This is a genomic window from Corynebacterium aquilae DSM 44791, from assembly GCF_001941445.1.
Classification (GTDB): Bacteria; Actinomycetota; Actinomycetes; order Mycobacteriales; family Mycobacteriaceae; genus Corynebacterium; species Corynebacterium aquilae.
In genome coordinates this window covers 582,614-597,742 of the sequence record NZ_CP009245.1, presented here as the reverse complement: position 1 = coordinate 597,742, position 15,129 = coordinate 582,614, and the positions used below count along the sequence as shown (strand labels likewise).

The window sequence follows — 15,129 nt, the reverse complement described above, 5'->3', positions numbered from 1 at the left end:
CTGCGGGGGTTTATTGGTTGAGGGTGAGGGCGCTCTCACACGGTGGTTGAGTGACCCGTTGCGCACGAAATGTGCAGCACAAGGCGGAGTTTTCAGGTGTTGCCAGTACACTTGATGGTTATGTTCTTCAGTCCTCGTGTGTTTCAACCTTCGCGTGCTCTTGCGTCCACTTGCGTCGTTGGCGCGGTGCTCGCTGTGGCGGGGTTGTCTGGGTGTTCTGTTGTTGAGGACCAGCTAGCGAAGCGTCATGCCGTGGATATTGCGGATATCAACTGTGAGTACACTCCGACGCGCTCTGCGTCCCGGGAGGTGTCTTTGCCGTCGGTGAAGGCTCCGACTCATCAGGTGGATCTGTCTTTGGTGACCAACCAGGGCACGATGGAGGTGAAGTTGGATCCGAAGAAGGCTCCGTGTGCGGTGAATGCGATTAGCCATTTGGCGGATGAGAAGTATTTTGATGACACGGTGTGTCACCGGGTGACTACTGGTGGTGGCTTGTTTGTGTTGCAGTGCGGTGATCCGAGCGGTTCTGGTAGTGGTGGGCCGGGGTTTGAGTTTCATGATGAGTACCCGGTGAGCCAGTCGAATTCGACGGGGTTGTATACGGCGGGAACTGTGGCGATGGCTAATGCTGGCCGCAATACCAATGGTTCGCAGTTTTTTATTGTGTATAAGGATTCGAAGTTGCCTCCGAGTTATACCGTGTTGGGTCATTTGGCTGCGGGCAGCCTGGAGGTGGTTGAGGGGATCGCGGCGAAGGGTACTGCCGATGGTGGTCCGGATGGTGCACCTGCGCAGCCGGTGGTGATTGAGTCGGCTCGGGCGACGTATCACTAGTGATGGTGTAGGCCGAAGCGGTGGTGAGCTTTTGTGCCTAGAGCAATGCCCCGCGGTGGAAACCGCGGGGCATTGGTGTGTGTTGGGGTTATTTGCGGCTGGATTCCGCGAGTGCTTCGGTGATGGTCTTGAGCAGGCGGGGGATGTCGTCGCGTTCCATCATGATTTCTAGCAGGACGAGTTTGTCGCGGGTGGCCTCAGCGGTGGCGAGCGTTTCGCGGAGTTCGCGGGGGGTGCTTGCTTTGAGGACGAGGCTGTTGTTGTCGTTTCCGCCGAGGGCTGCCGGGACTTTTTGCCAGTCGTAGGTGGCGATGTCGTTGTATTCCTGGTTGGGTCCGTGGATGGCGCGTTCGACGGTGTAGCCGGAGTTGTTGATGATGATCAGCAGCGGGTTGATTTTTTCGCGCAGCATGACGGAGATTTCCTGGACGGACAGCTGGGCGGAGCCGTCGCCGATGAGCAGGACGCTGCGGCGGTTTCGGTCGGCGATGCCGGCGCCGAGGGCGGCGGGCAGGGTGTAGCCGATGGAGCCCCAGAGTGGCTGGCCGATGAACATGGAGCCGTCGGGCATGTTGCGGTCGGCCATGCCGAAGAAGCTGGTGCCTTGGTCGGCGACGACGATGGAGTCGCTGGGCAGCCATTCGGAGAAGATTTCCCACAGGTCGTCTTGTTTGAGTTGGCTGTCTTCGTCGATGGGGGTTTGTTGTTCCTTGACGACGGGTTGCAGTTGGTGTGCGGTGACTCCGGCTTTGTCGGCTGCGCGGCTGACTGCGGCGATGGCGTCTTTGATGTGGATCGGTGCGAAGGGGCGGCCGCCGACGGTGGCTTGGGAGGCGTCGATTTGGATGATGCGGTCGGCGTCGAGCTTCATGGAGAAGCCTGCGGTGGTGTTGTCGGTGAATTCGACGCCGCAGGTGATGAGGCGTTCGCAGTCTTCGACGGCTTCGCGGGCGCGTTCGGAGGATGCGCGGCCGGCGTAGACGCCGGCGAAGTTGGGGCTGGACTCGTTGACCAGTGTTTTGCCCCAGGCGAGGGTGGCGTAGGGCAGTTTGCTGGTGGCGAGGAAGTCGGTGAGGGTTTTTTGGGCGCCGAGGCGGTGGACGAGGAGGTCGGCCAGCACGGTGGCGGTGGTGCCGGCCAGGAATTCGGTGGCGGCTTGTTCGAAGGCGGTCAGCGCGGCGGAGGAGGTGACGCTGTCCATGTCGGCGGTCAGCGTGGTGTCCGGGCGGTAGATGGGGGCGCGGGCCACGTCGGGGCTGAGCAGGAGGTAGCCGGGGCGTCGTTCCACGAGGATGGTGCGGATGACGCGGTCGATTTCGGAGGCGGCATTGGCGGGGGTCAGCCATGCTTGGGCGCAGGTGACGGGGCGGGCCATGTCGTAGAAGTGGGTGAATTTTCCGTCGCCGAGGGTGTGATGGACTTTCAGGCCGGATGCTTGGGTGGCGCGGGCGGGGGCGCCGACGATGTGCAGGACCGGGGCGTATTCGGCGTAGGAGCCTGCGGTGGCGTTGATGGCGGATAGTTCGCCGACGCCGAAGGTGGTGACCATGGCGGCGAAGCCGCGGAGGCGGGCGTAGCCGTCGGCGCAGTAACCGGCGTTGAGTTCGTTGTTGTTGCCCACCCAGTCGAGTTTGGGGTGTGCCAGGACGTTGTCGAGGAAGGGCAGGTTGAAGTCGCCGGGAACACCGAAAACTTCGGAGGCTCCTGCTTCGGCGACGCGGTCGAAGAGGTAGTCGGCAACTGTGTAGGTTTCGCTCACGGCGGGTTCTCCTTTGTGTGAGAAGAAAAAGCTTCTTTTCCCCTTCGGTTGGGGCCGTGGCGCCGATGGGTGGGGCGGTGTGGCCGGGTGAAGGTGGGTTGGAAAAGAAACCTTTGTGGATTACCAGGCAATGCTACTCCGCACAGCGCAATAATGTGTGTTCTCCCCCACAAAACCTGCCGGTGCCGGGTTGTGCAGGCCTTGGACACTTCCCTGCCCGTGGGACGGTGCATGGCTTTTTCGCGGCGGCGCAGATGGGGTGGAGGCAGGCGTTGCGGTTGTCTGCCGCAATGGGGTGGTGGCGTTGATTGTGTGCCGTGGGGTGGTTGGTTTTTGTACTCTGGTGCCCATGAAGATCAATGACATGTTGGCCCCTCCCCCAGTTCATTTGCCGGTCGATCCGGTAGCGGAGCTTTTGGCTCGTGCCGATGGGCCGGTGCGGTTGAGTGAGATTGCCCAGGAAAATCCTGCCTCTAGTGGGGTGTGGGCCCACCTGGCGGAGCATGCGCTTGCCGAGGGCCGCACGATTGAGGGCTACGCCTATGCGCGCACCGGCTACCACCGTGGCTTGGATGCGTTGCGCGCCAATGGCTGGAAGGGTTTTGGCCCGGTTCCGGCTTCGCATGAGCCGAATCGTGCTGTGCTGCGCGCCATTGCGGCGCTGGCGAAGGCGGCTAAGGCTATTGGTGAGGATCACGAGTATGACCGTTGTCGCGCTTTGCTTAGCGACTGTGATCCTGAGTCGGTGTCTGAGCTGCTGGATTCTTAAGAGTCTGCAACCTGTTTGTTGCGGTGGTTCTTTGTGCCCCGCCCCTGTTCAGATCCTGGTGGATGGTTGGGGGGCGGGGCATCATCGTGGTGGCGTGGTGGGGTGACTTCTTTAGTGGGTGCCCGAACGATGTGGGTGGCTGTGTCGATGTGGGTGGGCGTTTTAGAGTGACAGACACACCCTGTCACTGGAGGTTTTTCGCCGATGTCGCACCCCGTATTTTTCTCCCGGCTTTCACGTAGCGCTGCAACCGTATCTTTAGCCACGCTGGTGGCAGCGGTCGCGCTTGGTGGATGTTCTTCTTCAAGCAATGATGCTGACGGGGTGGCAGCTAGTGATTCCGCTGTCACCAGTGCTGCCGGCAGTGCTTCGTCGACGTCGGCTGTTGTGACCTCCTCGTCGGCCGCTAGCAGCTCCACTAGTGCTGCGCCGAGTTCGAGCGCTGCACCAACCCAGCCTGCTGCGGAAGAAGTGACGTGGTCGGATCAGGGCAGCGGTGCTGGTTACACCAACTACGGTTTTGCTATCTTGCCTTCCGCTCTCAATGGCATCCGGCCGCAGGGTAATGGTTTTGTTTCCGACAGCGGGGAGGTTCCGGGCAGTGAGGATGTGCGCACCTATAGCAACTATCGGTGGGTAAATCTGGGCCATGGCGTCGCGCTGATGTACCCCAATAGTCCTCAGGGCAAGGCATATGTTTTGGCGTTGCCGATCGGCGGGAATTGGTCGGACGATCCGCGCGATCTGATCACCAAGACGTATGGGCAGCCCACCGCCACCCAGGGATCTTCCCTGTGGTGGGAAACCAACCGCCCTGGTGTGTATCTCAAGCACAGTTTTGATGATTCAGGGCGGGTGACGGATGTCGATATCGTCACTAGCCTGCCCCAGCCGGCGGCCACTGCTGCCCCGGCGCCACAGGGCAACTATGCGTATCGGGTCGGGTTTGGTTCGGTCAATAATCACGCCATTGGTGAGGCCCACGGGGGCGAGTGGCCGGAGCTGAGCATGCCCGCTCTTGATAGTTGTTCCGGGGCGAGCCTGCCGGACGGCACGACTGGCTCTTTCTATCAGGATCGACTGGTCGGTATCTACGGCCAGTACCCTGTCGACCCGGCGTCTGTGCTCATTGCCGACACTTTGCCATTGAATTCCACTGTTGAGCAGTTCCGTGCCGCTTTTCCTGCCGCGCAACCCACCAACTATTACGGCGGTTATCAGCTGATGATTCCCAGCCCCAACCATGCGGATGGCTGGATCAGTGTGGCTTTTGAAAACGGCCGCGGTTACGCTTTCAGGTCCGGGGATAAGACCTACGCATTCGCCATGGAAGGCTGCGGTCGTTAGAGACCTGGTGGCATAGTAAAGTGTGAATCGTTTTCACTTTCGTCGTCCATTTTGGAGTCACGATGACACCGATGTCACCTCCGCCTTCCGCATTTCACCCCGACGATGCAGATCAGTTCGGCCACAAGATGCTACTGGACTATCTCGAGCACCTGTCCGAAAACAGCGCAGATTCCTTCCGAGATGCCGCTTTCGTGCCGCTGATTGCTCGCCAGCTGCGCGAGGCAATCGAGTCGACGACCTCGCCGGATAGGCCGCTGCCGGCCAGTGTGAGCGCGCTGATTCAAACGCTGCTTAACCACCTCATCGAGTCCGCGCAGGCCACCGCGGTCTTCAGCGGTGAGGCCACCGCCCACTGGGAGGCACTTACCCGGGTGACGATGCCGCCGCTGACCCAGCTGCCGTCCCCGCACGAACCACCACGGCCCACCGCGGTCGCCCCCAGCTTGCCTCGCCGCGAGGAAGCACATAAACGTCGGCTTTTCGCCGGGATGCTGCGCGAATCTCACGCCCCGAAAACGGCGGATGCTTTCGATTCCATCGCCACCTGGCACAGCACGCACGACCGCCCGCTGCCCTTCGCGGTGGCCGATACCCTCATGGCGGTGCTGCTACACGGGGTGGAAAAAACCACCATTGCCTTGGAGCGTTTCGCCCGCGAGCCCGAAGACGCGCAGCTCAAAGACACAGCCCAACGCCTCTTGGACCCCACCGGCCAGGTGGTGACCTTCGATGAAGACGGTTTGCCCGCAGGCATGGTCGATTATGAACCCTCGATCAGCGCGCGTTTCAGCTCGGTTTTGCAACCCGGCGAGGATCACGCCACCAGCCCTTATGCCTCGAGCCACACCCAGGATGCCTACCGCAGCCTATTGGCTTTGCACCCGGTTTTCGTCAAGCTGGAGCAGCGCCAAAAAGAACTCCTCGACCGGGTGATGTTTGCTGCCGCCCGAAACGGCGATCGCGATACCCAGGCGCGGGTGCTGTTTCGCCACCGCACCACGGAGGAAACCTTCGCCGACCGGATCATTTTGGACCTCATCAGGACCTACACCAACGACGATGGTGAGCTGCCGGCAGCTGCCTTGTTCGATCACACAATGACCTACTTCTTTTCCCTGGAGCGCAGCCAGCGCAGGGTGGCTCATTATCTTGGGTTGGACATCGAGCAGTACGAGTTCCCGATCCAGTTGCCAGAAAGCCAGCACCTAGAGGGCTAGGATGCGCGAAGACCCCGCCAGACGGCGGGGTCTTCGTCTGTGGCTGTTACTTGCCTTCGAGGTATTTCAGGGCGGCGCGAGACTCGTACACGCCGAAACGGTCGAGCTTCGGGGCGACCTTGCCCTCAATTGCGCGCCCCACCAGGGGCACGTTCACGCTGAAGGAACCAGCGGCGGTGGCGTTCGTGGAATTGCCCGCGCCCACCAGGTTGAGGGTGATCTCGGCGGACACCGGAATGCCTTTAGCGCTCACGGAGATGATGACGCGGCCAGTGTTGTCGTCTACACGAGCCACACGCTCGGTCATGAAAACTCGCGCGCCTTTGCCCACAATCTTGCGGGCGAATTCCGGCACCGCGGATTCGGCCGGAGTCATCTCGGAGATCACGACAGTGTCGTCGCCTTCTGTCTGTGAGGACAGTGCGCCGAATTCAACGTTGTCGGACATGCGAACCCGGCGGTATTCCTTATCGCGCAGCATCTCGAGGACGCGCTCGAGGTCGGCGGGGTAAGTGAATGAGGTTTCAAAATGCACTTGTTCGGTGTCCTTTTCAGCTTAAAAGTTTGCTTCCACAGCCTTAGACACACCAGTGTAGTGACTCAAAGCAGCGCCGGTGGTTAAAAGCTGGGCGCCATGATGGCTTAGCGCACCTACAGGCAGGGGTCGCTGTAGTCTGCGGTCTCGGACAAACGGCGAGCGTTGCCGCCGTAGCTGGCTTTGCCCTCACACAGGTTCGCGTACTTGTAACCCATGTCGTAGTAGACCGGGTAGATCCTCTTTCCATCGAGCGAGCCCCGCAGCGAAGGACAGTATCCGGGGGACAGGAAGGATGCGCCGGGGTGCTTTGCGAGCATGTCGGCCAATCCCTGTTGGTTGTCGCCTGCGGTTTCAATGTAGCTGTCGACGATGATGATGCCGCGCCCATCGCAGCCCGGGTATTGCTCGGTTTTAACCGTGCCGTCCGGCAGCTTGACCGCGGAGACCTCGCCGGCCGGGTTGATACCCAACACGGGCTGCCCGTTGGCTCCCATCTCCCAGGGCACCCCCATTTCTGGGTGTCCCCACCAGGACCGGTAGTAGCCGGCATCGGTGTGTGCTGTGGGTGCTGCTTGCGGGGAGCTATCGCCCTGGATGGGCTCGCTGGGGCGCTGGCAGGAGTGGAAATTTCCGACGCCTAGGAATCGTTCAGGCACGCCTTGTTCGCGAACGCGCTCTTCGCACATGTCTTCTTGGGCTACCGGCAGTGCTGTGAACACTTCCCAGTGGCCATTGCGGAAACGGATGATGCTGGTGGTATCGCCGACTGGCTGTGCGACTTTGAGCGCCGCATAGGCCCATAAACCATCGCAATCGCTGATGGTGTCGTATTCACCCCCGAGGTCTGCGCTGACCGTGTCCGGGTCGCATAGCCCTTTATCGGCTGCGGCTGCTTGCGCGCTGGTGGGCGTGCTGCTGGTGGAGGCGACGTCACTGCTGGCGGATGAGGTGGCCGCCGTCGGTTCGGCGCTGGTGCTCGCAGCGGGGGTGGTCGCATCAGTGCTGCAGGCGGCGACGCACAGGAGTGCGCTGGTGGCCGCCAGCGAGAGTACGCGGGTAGTCCGGGGGTGTTTTTGCCCTTTTTTCATGCACATCACTGTACGTGTGCAGCCCGAGCGGGTGAGGCATGGGGGCGGGGTGCGCAGACGGGAATGCCCCGCATCTCACCGGGTGGTGGGAGGCGGGGCGGGTGTCACATTGGGGCGACCACAAACCTGTGGCCGGCGCCTTTATGTGGACAGGCAGAAGAACTTAAGCGTGCTTCTTTTCGACGCGGGAGATGGCCTCGTCGGCGACCATTTCCTGGATGCCCATGTTCAGCTCGGAGGTGAAACCGACGCAGGAGCAGTTGATTTCGCCGAGGACGTAGGTGTCGCCACCGTCTTCAGCGTCGTCGAGCATGAAGTCGGCGGTCCAGATCAGCGGGATGTTGTCGCCGCCGAGCTTTTCAGCGATGACGGGGCGGGCGTCGGCGAACATGTCGACGAGTTCCTGCCAATCGGAGGGCTTGTCGTAGGTGTAGGTGGCACCGGAGAACAGGGTGGCGGAGAAGTTGTCGCCACCGGCAGCCGGCTTCTTGTGCACAACGAAGACCGGGTGCGGGCCGACCAGCAGGATGCGGATCTCACCCTCGACGATGCGGGGCATGAAGCGCATGTCGACGAGCATGCCGTTGTCGCCGACGATGTACTGGTCGCAGAAGTCCATGAACTCGCCGAGTTCGCGGATCTCGGTGTGGTTGTCCACGGCCTCGGTGCAGCGCAGCTTGGTGTCCAGGGGCAGCTCGGTGCCGGGCTCGACGCTGGCGGCGAGTTCCTTGTCTTCGAGCTGGACGCGCCAGATACCGGAGCCGGTGGAGCCACGGTTCTGCTTGAGCACGCGCTCACCGTAGGACAGGGAGGACGGGAAGGTCTTGTGGAAGCTTTCGACGTCGTAGTAGGCGTAGGTGTCGCTGGGGACCAGGTCGGTGTCGGACAGCTTGACCAGCGCGTCCTTGGCGCCGTAGGCCATCATCTCTTCCGGGGTGGACATGCCGACGAGGCCAGCCTCGTTGGACAGGCGGGTCAGCAGGTCGAAGTAACCCTTTTCGCCGCCGGGGATGTTGCCGGGGTTGACGCGGGAGATGTAGGCGTCGAAGTTGCTGGACACGTACTCGAACAGCTGATCTGCCCACTCGGGACGGTAGTAGACGACCTCTGCGTTCCAGCCCTTCGCCTTGATGGCGTCGACGATGGGCATGGTGTCCTTGCGGTGGCCGTTGAACTGCTTGTCGTTGCCGCCTTCGACCTCGAATACGACGATTGCCTTGTGCACGAAAAGTTCTCCTTAAAGCTCAGCCTGTGGACGCAGTGGACGTCCGAGACCTCCAATGCCCACTGCTGGGCGCCCTGACGGAAATTGGAGGAGTGGGCTGGGTGTAAATTATGTGAGCCGCGCCAACAATTTGCCCATCTTGCATGGGTTTTGTTGGCTGCCAGCCGACCACCGGTGTTGTCCAGCGGTCACCTTCAAGGGTAGTTGTTGTGCTGTGAACTTTGCTTACCCGAAGGGCAATACGTAACTAACGCCACAGAAATTGGGGGAAAGTGACGGATTGCGCTCAAAAGTGCCATTGTCCGCATACACTAGGTGACACACATTTTCCGATAATCACATCACCACCTATCCCCCGCCCGGGTTGCACATCTCCCGGCGTCGCGCGTCTCCATGCTCCGGCAGGCAGTGCGCCCGCCGACCGCCCGGCCCAGGTGGGGCGCCAACCGCTTCTACAACTGATTTCTCAAAGGACTTTTCCGATGGCTATTCCCGCCGACCCGTTTGCACCGTTTGCTAGCTACGCCCATCCCGAGCGGCTTGTCTCCGCGTCGTGGCTGTCCGCACGCCTGGGCACCCCGGGGCTGAAAGTCGTCGAGTCCGACGAGGATTCGCTGCTCTACGACATCGGACACATTCCGGGCTCGGTGCGCATCGACTGGCATAAGGATCTCAACGACCCCATTCAGCGCGACTATATTTCTGCCGAAGCTTTCGCCGAGCTGATGAGCTCTAAGGGCATCAGCCCCGATGACACGGTGGTGATCTATGGCGACAAGTCCAACTGGTGGGCCGCCTTTACCCTGTGGGTTTTCGAACTGTTTGGCCACCAGGACGTGCGCTTGCTCAACGGCGGTCGCGACGTGTGGATGGCAGAGGAGCGCGAAACCTCCTTCGCAGTGCCGGAATACCCGCGCACCAATTACCCGGTTCCCACCCGCGATGAGGTTCCGCTGCGCGCCAGCCACTCGGATGTCACCCAGGGGCTCGGCCAGGTCAACCTCATCGACGTGCGCACCCCGGAGGAGTACGAGGGTGCCCGCACCAACATGGAGAACTATCCGGAAGAAGGCGCCATCCGGGCCGGTCACATCCCGACCGCGGTCAATGTGCCGTGGAACCAGACCGTCTACGTGGGTGGGCAGTTCCGCAGCCGCGAGGATCTGGAAAAGCTGTATGCCGATTTCGACCCCAAGGCCGACACCATTGTGTATTGCCGCATCGGTGACCGTTCCGCACACACCTGGTTTGTACTGAAGTACCTGTTGGGCTTTGACAATGTGCGCAACTATGACGGCAGCTGGGTGGAATGGGGCAACATGATCCGCCAGCCCATCGCCGTCGGCCCGGAGCCGGGCACGGTCTAGAACCCAGCCTCCACCCCCACCTGACGCGCCTGCCCTGCCCCCGCGGAGCGGGCGCATTAACGCGCCCTGCCCATCTTAGATGCCGGTTTGGGTCGGCGCAGCCTTGTCCCCGTTTTTTAAGCGCTGCGGGGCAAAGATGCTACTGAGCTTAGGTTGCACGAAATAGTTTTCCCCCACAAGCACTCTTGAACAACGTACAAGTGTGCAGCTAACATCGAAATCCACCCCCAGACGGGGGCGAGAAGCAGGGGTGTCCAGCCCAAAAGGTCACAAAATCCCCCCACCCCGTCCTCATTTGTGTGCAAGAATGACTGTTGTCTGTTGCACCATCGCCTTCTCTTCGTGCCGTGAGACACATGAGCGACCGGGGATTCACACGTGAATCTTCGGCCACACCGGCAAGACGCGTTGATCGCGCCGTCCGCTAGATAGCTCATGATTGCCCGCGGACCGTAAGCGTGGAAGCCTTTGCGTGGACACCGTGTGACTTTCGTGCGCCGCAGCCAACTGCGAGCGGTTGCGCTGGACGCATGGACAACTAATTTTTAACGAAACACTTCAACTTCCCAGGAGGGGTCGAGTGACCGTCGAGACCAAGAAGATCACCAAGGTCCTAGTGGCCAACCGTGGCGAAATCGCTATCCGCGTGATTCGCGCCGCCCGTGACGCCGGCATCGCGAGCGTCGCCGTATACGCCGAGCCGGACGCGGACGCACCTTTCGTTTCCATGGCTGACGAGGCGTTCGCTCTTGGCGGACAGAACTCCGCCGAGTCCTACCTCGTTTTTGACAAGATTCTGGACGCTGCCAAGAAGTCCGGCGCCGACGCCATCCACCCCGGCTACGGCTTCTTGTCCGAAAACGGCGACTTCGCCCAGGCCGTCATCGACGCCGGCCTGATCTGGATCGGCCCGTCCCCGCAGTCCATCCGCGACCTCGGCGACAAGGTCACCGCACGCCACATCGCACTGCGCGCAAACGCCCCGATGGCCCCCGGCTCCAAGGAGCCCGTCAAGGACGCCGCCGAGGTGCGCGCCTTCGCTGAGGAGCACGGCCTGCCGATCGCCATCAAGGCTGCCTTCGGTGGCGGTGGCCGCGGCATGAAGGTCGCTTACGAGATGGACGAGGTTGAAGACCTCTACGAGTCCGCCACCCGTGAAGCCGTCGCAGCCTTCGGCCGTGGCGAGTGCTTCGTGGAGCGCTACCTCGACAAGGCACGCCACGTGGAGTGCCAGGTCGTCGCCGACATGCACGGCAACGTCGTCGTCGCCGGCACCCGCGACTGCTCCCTGCAGCGCCGCTTCCAGAAGCTCGTCGAGGAAGCCCCCGCCCCGTTCCTCACCGAGGAGCAGCGCACCCGCCTGCACGAGTCCGCCAAGGCTATCTGTAAGGAAGCTGGCTACTACGGCGCCGGCACCGTCGAATACCTCGTCGGTTCCGACGGGCTGATCTCCTTCCTCGAGGTCAACACCCGTCTGCAGGTGGAGCACCCCGTCACCGAGGTCACCACCGGCCTGGATCTCGTGCGCGAGCAGTTCCGCATCGCCGAAGGCCGCGAACTGCACATCAAGGAAGACCCGACCCCGCGTGGCCACGCCTTCGAGTTCCGCATCAACGGCGAGGACGCCGGCTCCAACTTCATGCCGGCCCCCGGCAAGATCACCAAGTACGTCGAGCCCTCCGGCCCCGGCGTCCGCATGGACTCCGGCATCGTCGAAGGCTCCGTCATCGGTGGCCAGTTCGACTCCATGCTCGCCAAGCTGATCGTCTTCGGCGAAACCCGTGACGAAGCCCTGCAGCGCGCCCGCCGCGCTCTGTCCGAGTACGTCATCGAAGGCATGCCCACCGTCCTGCCCTTCCACGCGCACATCGTCGAAAACCCCGCATTCATCGGCGACGGCGAAAAGTTCGACGTCTACACCAAGTGGATCGAAGAAGAGTGGGACAACCCGATCCCGGCATACGTCGACCCGGCAGACGCCGAAGAAGACGAAGAAGCAACCCCGAAGCAGAAGGTCGTCGTTGAGGTCGACGGCCGCCGCGTCGAGGTCGCACTGCCCGGCGACCTGGCCCTCGGCGGTGGCGCCGGTGGCGCAGCCAAGAAGAAGGCCAAGAAGCGCCGCGGTGGCGCCGGCAAGAAGGCCGTCTCCGGCGACGCCGTCGCAGCCCCCATGCAGGGCACCGTCATCAAGGTCAACGTCGAAGAAGGCCAGGAAGTCAACGAAGGCGACACCGTCGTCGTCCTCGAAGCCATGAAGATGGAAAACCCGGTCAAGGCACACAAGTCCGGTGTCGTCACCGGCCTGGCAGCAGCCGCCGGCGAAGGCGTCAACAAGGGCCACGTCCTCATGGAGCTCAAGTAAGAGCACCCACCGCCTAACGCCCACCAAGCGCTAAGCACCCACCACCCGGGGCCCTTCGCTTCTCACCACGAGAACGAAGGGCCCCGGGCCTTTGCACACCCACGAAAAAATCAGGGTCAAAATCAGGGTGACTGGCCAGCCACACCCCACCCAAAGCTATTAAGATTGGCACCATGAATCCCCAAGACCCAAGTAAACTGCGTGTCTGCGATGCCGACCGGGCCATCGCCCTCGACACACTCACAGCGCTGACCGGTCGCGGATTCCTCTCCCTCGACGAGTTTGAAACCCGTTCCTCCAAAGCCGCCGCAGCCACAACCCGCCACGAACTAGACTGCCTGTTCGCAGACATCCCCGCAGGCGCACTCGACGCCCCCGGCCCCACAGGAACCGCCAACCTCGTCCAGCCCAACAGCTACGCCCCCGCCACCGCCGGCCACCAACGCGCCAGCGGCAAACAAATCCGCGGCGGGCTCATGACACTCGGCGCCCTGATCAGCCTCACCCTGGTTTCCAACGACGGCATCGCCTTGCTGCTCATCGTCACCATCGCGCTGTGCCTGTACGTGTTCAAAATCGGGCCCAAATCCTGGTACACGCCCAGCCAAAAAGAACTAGCCCAAAAGCAACACCAGCTCCAGCTAGAAATGCAGCGCCAACAAAACCACATGAACCAACAGCTCGCCACAGAGCAACAACGCCTGCTGCAGCAGCAAGCCAAAATCCAACGCCAGCAGCTCGCCAACGAAGTCACCGACGCCGCCACCCGCATGGTGAAAAAGACCAAAGACCTCTGGTGAGCCACCCCCCAGCAGACACAAAGGCGGCAGCGCTTTCCCACCTTTAAAAAGCGCCGCCGCCTTTCTTTAATCCCTAGCCTCTGAGCCCATCGACAGCCCGGTACACGATGACCTGATAGGGATCCAGCCTCACCAGCCCGGCCGCCGGGTGCGCGGCCCCATTCGTCAAAAACACCCGCGCACCAACAAACCCCTCCGGCAGGCGCAATGACTGCCCCTCGGCGGTGAGATTGCACGCAACCAGCATCCTGGTGCCCCGATGCTGCCGAATGAAGGCGTAGACGCTATCCGAATCGGGCTGATGGGCTACATAATCACCGTGGGCAAACACCTCCTCGCGGTGGCGGATATCCACCAACGCCCGATAAAACCCCAACACCTCCCGCGGAGAACCCACCTCATCCTGGCCCCGCACCCCTTCACGGGCCAGCCGCTCCTGCAGCGCCCGCGCGGCCTGCACATTGATGCTGTCCTGGTTGGTGGGCAGCAGCCACGGGTAATGCGTCGAAAAGCCCGCAAACTCCGAGTCGTCCCACTGCATCGGCGAACGGCTATTATCCCGCGACTTTGCCTTCACGATCCGCCACACCGTGTCCTCATCGAGCCCCTGGCTCAACAAAATGCGATAAGCGTTGTGGCTTTCCACATCGACGAGATCCGCCACCCCCGCATAATCCGGGTTGGTCATCCCGATTTCTTCCCCCATGTAGACATAGGGAGTGCCGCGGTTGAGCACCACCAGCGCCCCAAGCATGCTGGCCGACTCGAAAGGATAGTTCTCCGGATCCCCAAACCGAGACAGCGCCCGCGGCTGATCGTGATTGTTCAGAAACCACGCCGGCCACCCATCCCCCGCACTCAGCCCCTCATTCCAGGCGTGCAGAATATGGATCAGCTTGCCGGGCTGGAAACTGCCATCAGTCCACTTCATATCATCGACATAGTCGGCTTTGAGATGGTAGAAGCTAAACGTCATATCCAACTCGCCGCGCTCGGCGCCGGTATAAGCCAGGCAATGCGCGATAGAAGTATGGGACATCTCCCCCACGGTGAGGTGATTATCGTCCCTGCCAAAGCTGCGGGCTGCCAGTTCACGCAGATAGTCGTGCACGATCTCGCCATCGGTGTACATGTCGCGCTCATCGACCCCTTCAGGCGCATCGCGCAACACCTCGTCCTTGCCGATGAGATTGATGACATCGAAGCGGAAACCAGCCACCCCTTTACTGCGCCAAAAGTTGACGATGTTGGCGCATTCCTGCCGAACTGCGGGGTTACGCCAGTTCAAATCCGGCTGGCTGGGGTCAAAGAGGTGCAGGTAGTAGCGCCCAGTATCGCCGAAAGGTGACCAGGCAGGCCCGCCAAACTTGGACTCCCAGCTCGTGATGTCGTCCTTGTCGCGGATGATGAAGTAGTCCTGGTACTTTGCCTCACCTGCCAGGGCGCGACGGAACCACTCGTGCTGGTCAGAGCAGTGATTAAACACCATATCCAGCATCACATCAATGTTGTGGGCTTTCAGCGCCGCGACGAGCTCTTCAAAATCGGCCATGGTGCCCATCGCCGGATCAATGGCGGTGTAGTCGGCCACATCGTAACCATTGTCTTTGCCCGGGGAGGGATAGATAGGATTCATCCACACTGCATCCACTCCCAGGGAAGCGATGTGGTCGACGTGGTTAATGATTCCGCGGAGATCCCCCACCCCATCGCCGTTGCTGTCGGCAAAAGACTTGGGATAGACCTGGTAGACGACCTTGTGGGCGAAGGGGCGTGTGGTTGCCATGGGACCTCCGGTGGGTGCGGGTAACGCGCCA

The 15,129-nt window shown here is 61.5% G+C and carries 12 protein-coding genes; 7 read left to right on the top strand and 5 right to left on the bottom strand.

Annotation, left to right across the window (positions count from 1 at the left end; all coding sequences use genetic code 11):
• The first annotated feature begins 252 nt into the window (after positions 1 to 252).
• On the top strand, positions 253 to 837 hold the full coding sequence (locus CAQU_RS02610) for a peptidylprolyl isomerase (RefSeq protein WP_169836018.1): 585 nt from the start codon (positions 253 to 255) through the stop codon (positions 835 to 837).
• 88 nt (positions 838 to 925) lie between these two features.
• Here CAQU_RS02610 and CAQU_RS02605 read toward each other — a convergent pair whose 3' ends face one another.
• Positions 926 to 2,596, bottom strand: coding sequence for an alpha-keto acid decarboxylase family protein (locus tag CAQU_RS02605; protein WP_075724971.1), 1,671 nt, complete (start codon positions 2,594 to 2,596; stop codon positions 926 to 928).
• Positions 2,597 to 2,945: 349 nt separating this feature from the next.
• Between CAQU_RS02605 and CAQU_RS02600 the strand changes: the two genes are divergently transcribed.
• From CAQU_RS02600 to CAQU_RS02590, 3 genes are all read left to right on the top strand, one after another.
• Positions 2,946 to 3,365 carry a DUF3151 domain-containing protein gene (locus CAQU_RS02600; protein WP_075724969.1) on the top strand — a complete coding sequence of 140 codons (420 nt, stop codon included), beginning with the start codon at positions 2,946 to 2,948 and terminating at the stop codon, positions 3,363 to 3,365.
• A gap of 324 nt (positions 3,366 to 3,689) precedes the next feature.
• A complete protein-coding gene (locus CAQU_RS02595) occupies positions 3,690 to 4,712 on the top strand; it encodes a hypothetical protein (protein ID WP_157108867.1) in 1,023 nt (340 codons plus the stop codon).
• A gap of 71 nt (positions 4,713 to 4,783) precedes the next feature.
• A complete protein-coding gene (locus CAQU_RS02590; RefSeq protein WP_157108866.1) occupies positions 4,784 to 5,932 on the top strand; it encodes a hypothetical protein in 1,149 nt (382 codons plus the stop codon).
• Positions 5,933 to 5,978: 46 nt separating this feature from the next.
• Here CAQU_RS02590 and CAQU_RS02585 read toward each other — a convergent pair whose 3' ends face one another.
• From CAQU_RS02585 to CAQU_RS02575, 3 genes are all read right to left on the bottom strand, one after another.
• Positions 5,979 to 6,467: a DUF2505 domain-containing protein gene (locus CAQU_RS02585; RefSeq protein ID WP_075724963.1), complete on the bottom strand. Its 489-nt coding sequence runs from the start codon at positions 6,465 to 6,467 to the stop codon at positions 5,979 to 5,981.
• Positions 6,468 to 6,583: 116 nt separating this feature from the next.
• Positions 6,584 to 7,558, bottom strand: a complete 975-nt coding sequence (locus tag CAQU_RS02580; protein ID WP_075724961.1) for a hypothetical protein — start codon at positions 7,556 to 7,558, stop codon at positions 6,584 to 6,586.
• 163 nt (positions 7,559 to 7,721) lie between these two features.
• On the bottom strand, positions 7,722 to 8,783 hold the full coding sequence (locus CAQU_RS02575; RefSeq protein ID WP_075724959.1) for a Cj0069 family protein: 1,062 nt from the start codon (positions 8,781 to 8,783) through the stop codon (positions 7,722 to 7,724).
• A 482-nt stretch (positions 8,784 to 9,265) separates the two neighbouring features.
• Between CAQU_RS02575 and CAQU_RS02570 the strand changes: the two genes are divergently transcribed.
• From CAQU_RS02570 to CAQU_RS02560, 3 genes are all read left to right on the top strand, one after another.
• Entirely contained in the window at positions 9,266 to 10,150 is an 885-nt protein-coding gene (locus CAQU_RS02570; protein ID WP_075724957.1) for a sulfurtransferase, read from the top strand.
• 580 nt (positions 10,151 to 10,730) lie between these two features.
• Entirely contained in the window at positions 10,731 to 12,512 is a 1,782-nt protein-coding gene (locus CAQU_RS02565; RefSeq protein WP_075724955.1) for an acetyl/propionyl/methylcrotonyl-CoA carboxylase subunit alpha, read from the top strand.
• Between the two features lie 173 nt (positions 12,513 to 12,685).
• The gene (locus CAQU_RS02560; protein WP_075724953.1) at positions 12,686 to 13,312 is read left to right on the top strand and encodes a DUF1707 SHOCT-like domain-containing protein; all 627 of its coding nucleotides are present in this window, start codon (positions 12,686 to 12,688) and stop codon (positions 13,310 to 13,312) included.
• Positions 13,313 to 13,385: 73 nt separating this feature from the next.
• Here CAQU_RS02560 and CAQU_RS02555 read toward each other — a convergent pair whose 3' ends face one another.
• Positions 13,386 to 15,098 (bottom strand): alpha,alpha-phosphotrehalase, encoded by a 1,713-nt coding sequence (locus tag CAQU_RS02555; RefSeq protein WP_075724951.1) that lies wholly within the window; start codon positions 15,096 to 15,098, stop codon positions 13,386 to 13,388.
• Positions 15,099 to 15,129 lie beyond the last annotated feature (31 nt).

What these genes read in the sequence shown, in the direction of transcription:
- CAQU_RS02590 (WP_157108866.1), top strand. Translation starts at nt 4,784, where the DNA reads ATGTCACCTCCGCCTTCCGCATTTCACCCCGACGATGCAGATCAGTTC.
- CAQU_RS02580 (WP_075724961.1), bottom strand. Translation starts at nt 7,558, where the DNA reads ATGAAAAAAGGGCAAAAACACCCCCGGACTACCCGCGTACTCTCGCTG.
- CAQU_RS02570 (WP_075724957.1), top strand. Translation starts at nt 9,266, where the DNA reads ATGGCTATTCCCGCCGACCCGTTTGCACCGTTTGCTAGCTACGCCCAT.
- CAQU_RS02555 (WP_075724951.1), bottom strand. Translation starts at nt 15,098, where the DNA reads ATGGCAACCACACGCCCCTTCGCCCACAAGGTCGTCTACCAGGTCTAT.
- CAQU_RS02600 (WP_075724969.1), top strand. Translation starts at nt 2,946, where the DNA reads ATGAAGATCAATGACATGTTGGCCCCTCCCCCAGTTCATTTGCCGGTC.
- CAQU_RS02560 (WP_075724953.1), top strand. Translation starts at nt 12,686, where the DNA reads ATGAATCCCCAAGACCCAAGTAAACTGCGTGTCTGCGATGCCGACCGG.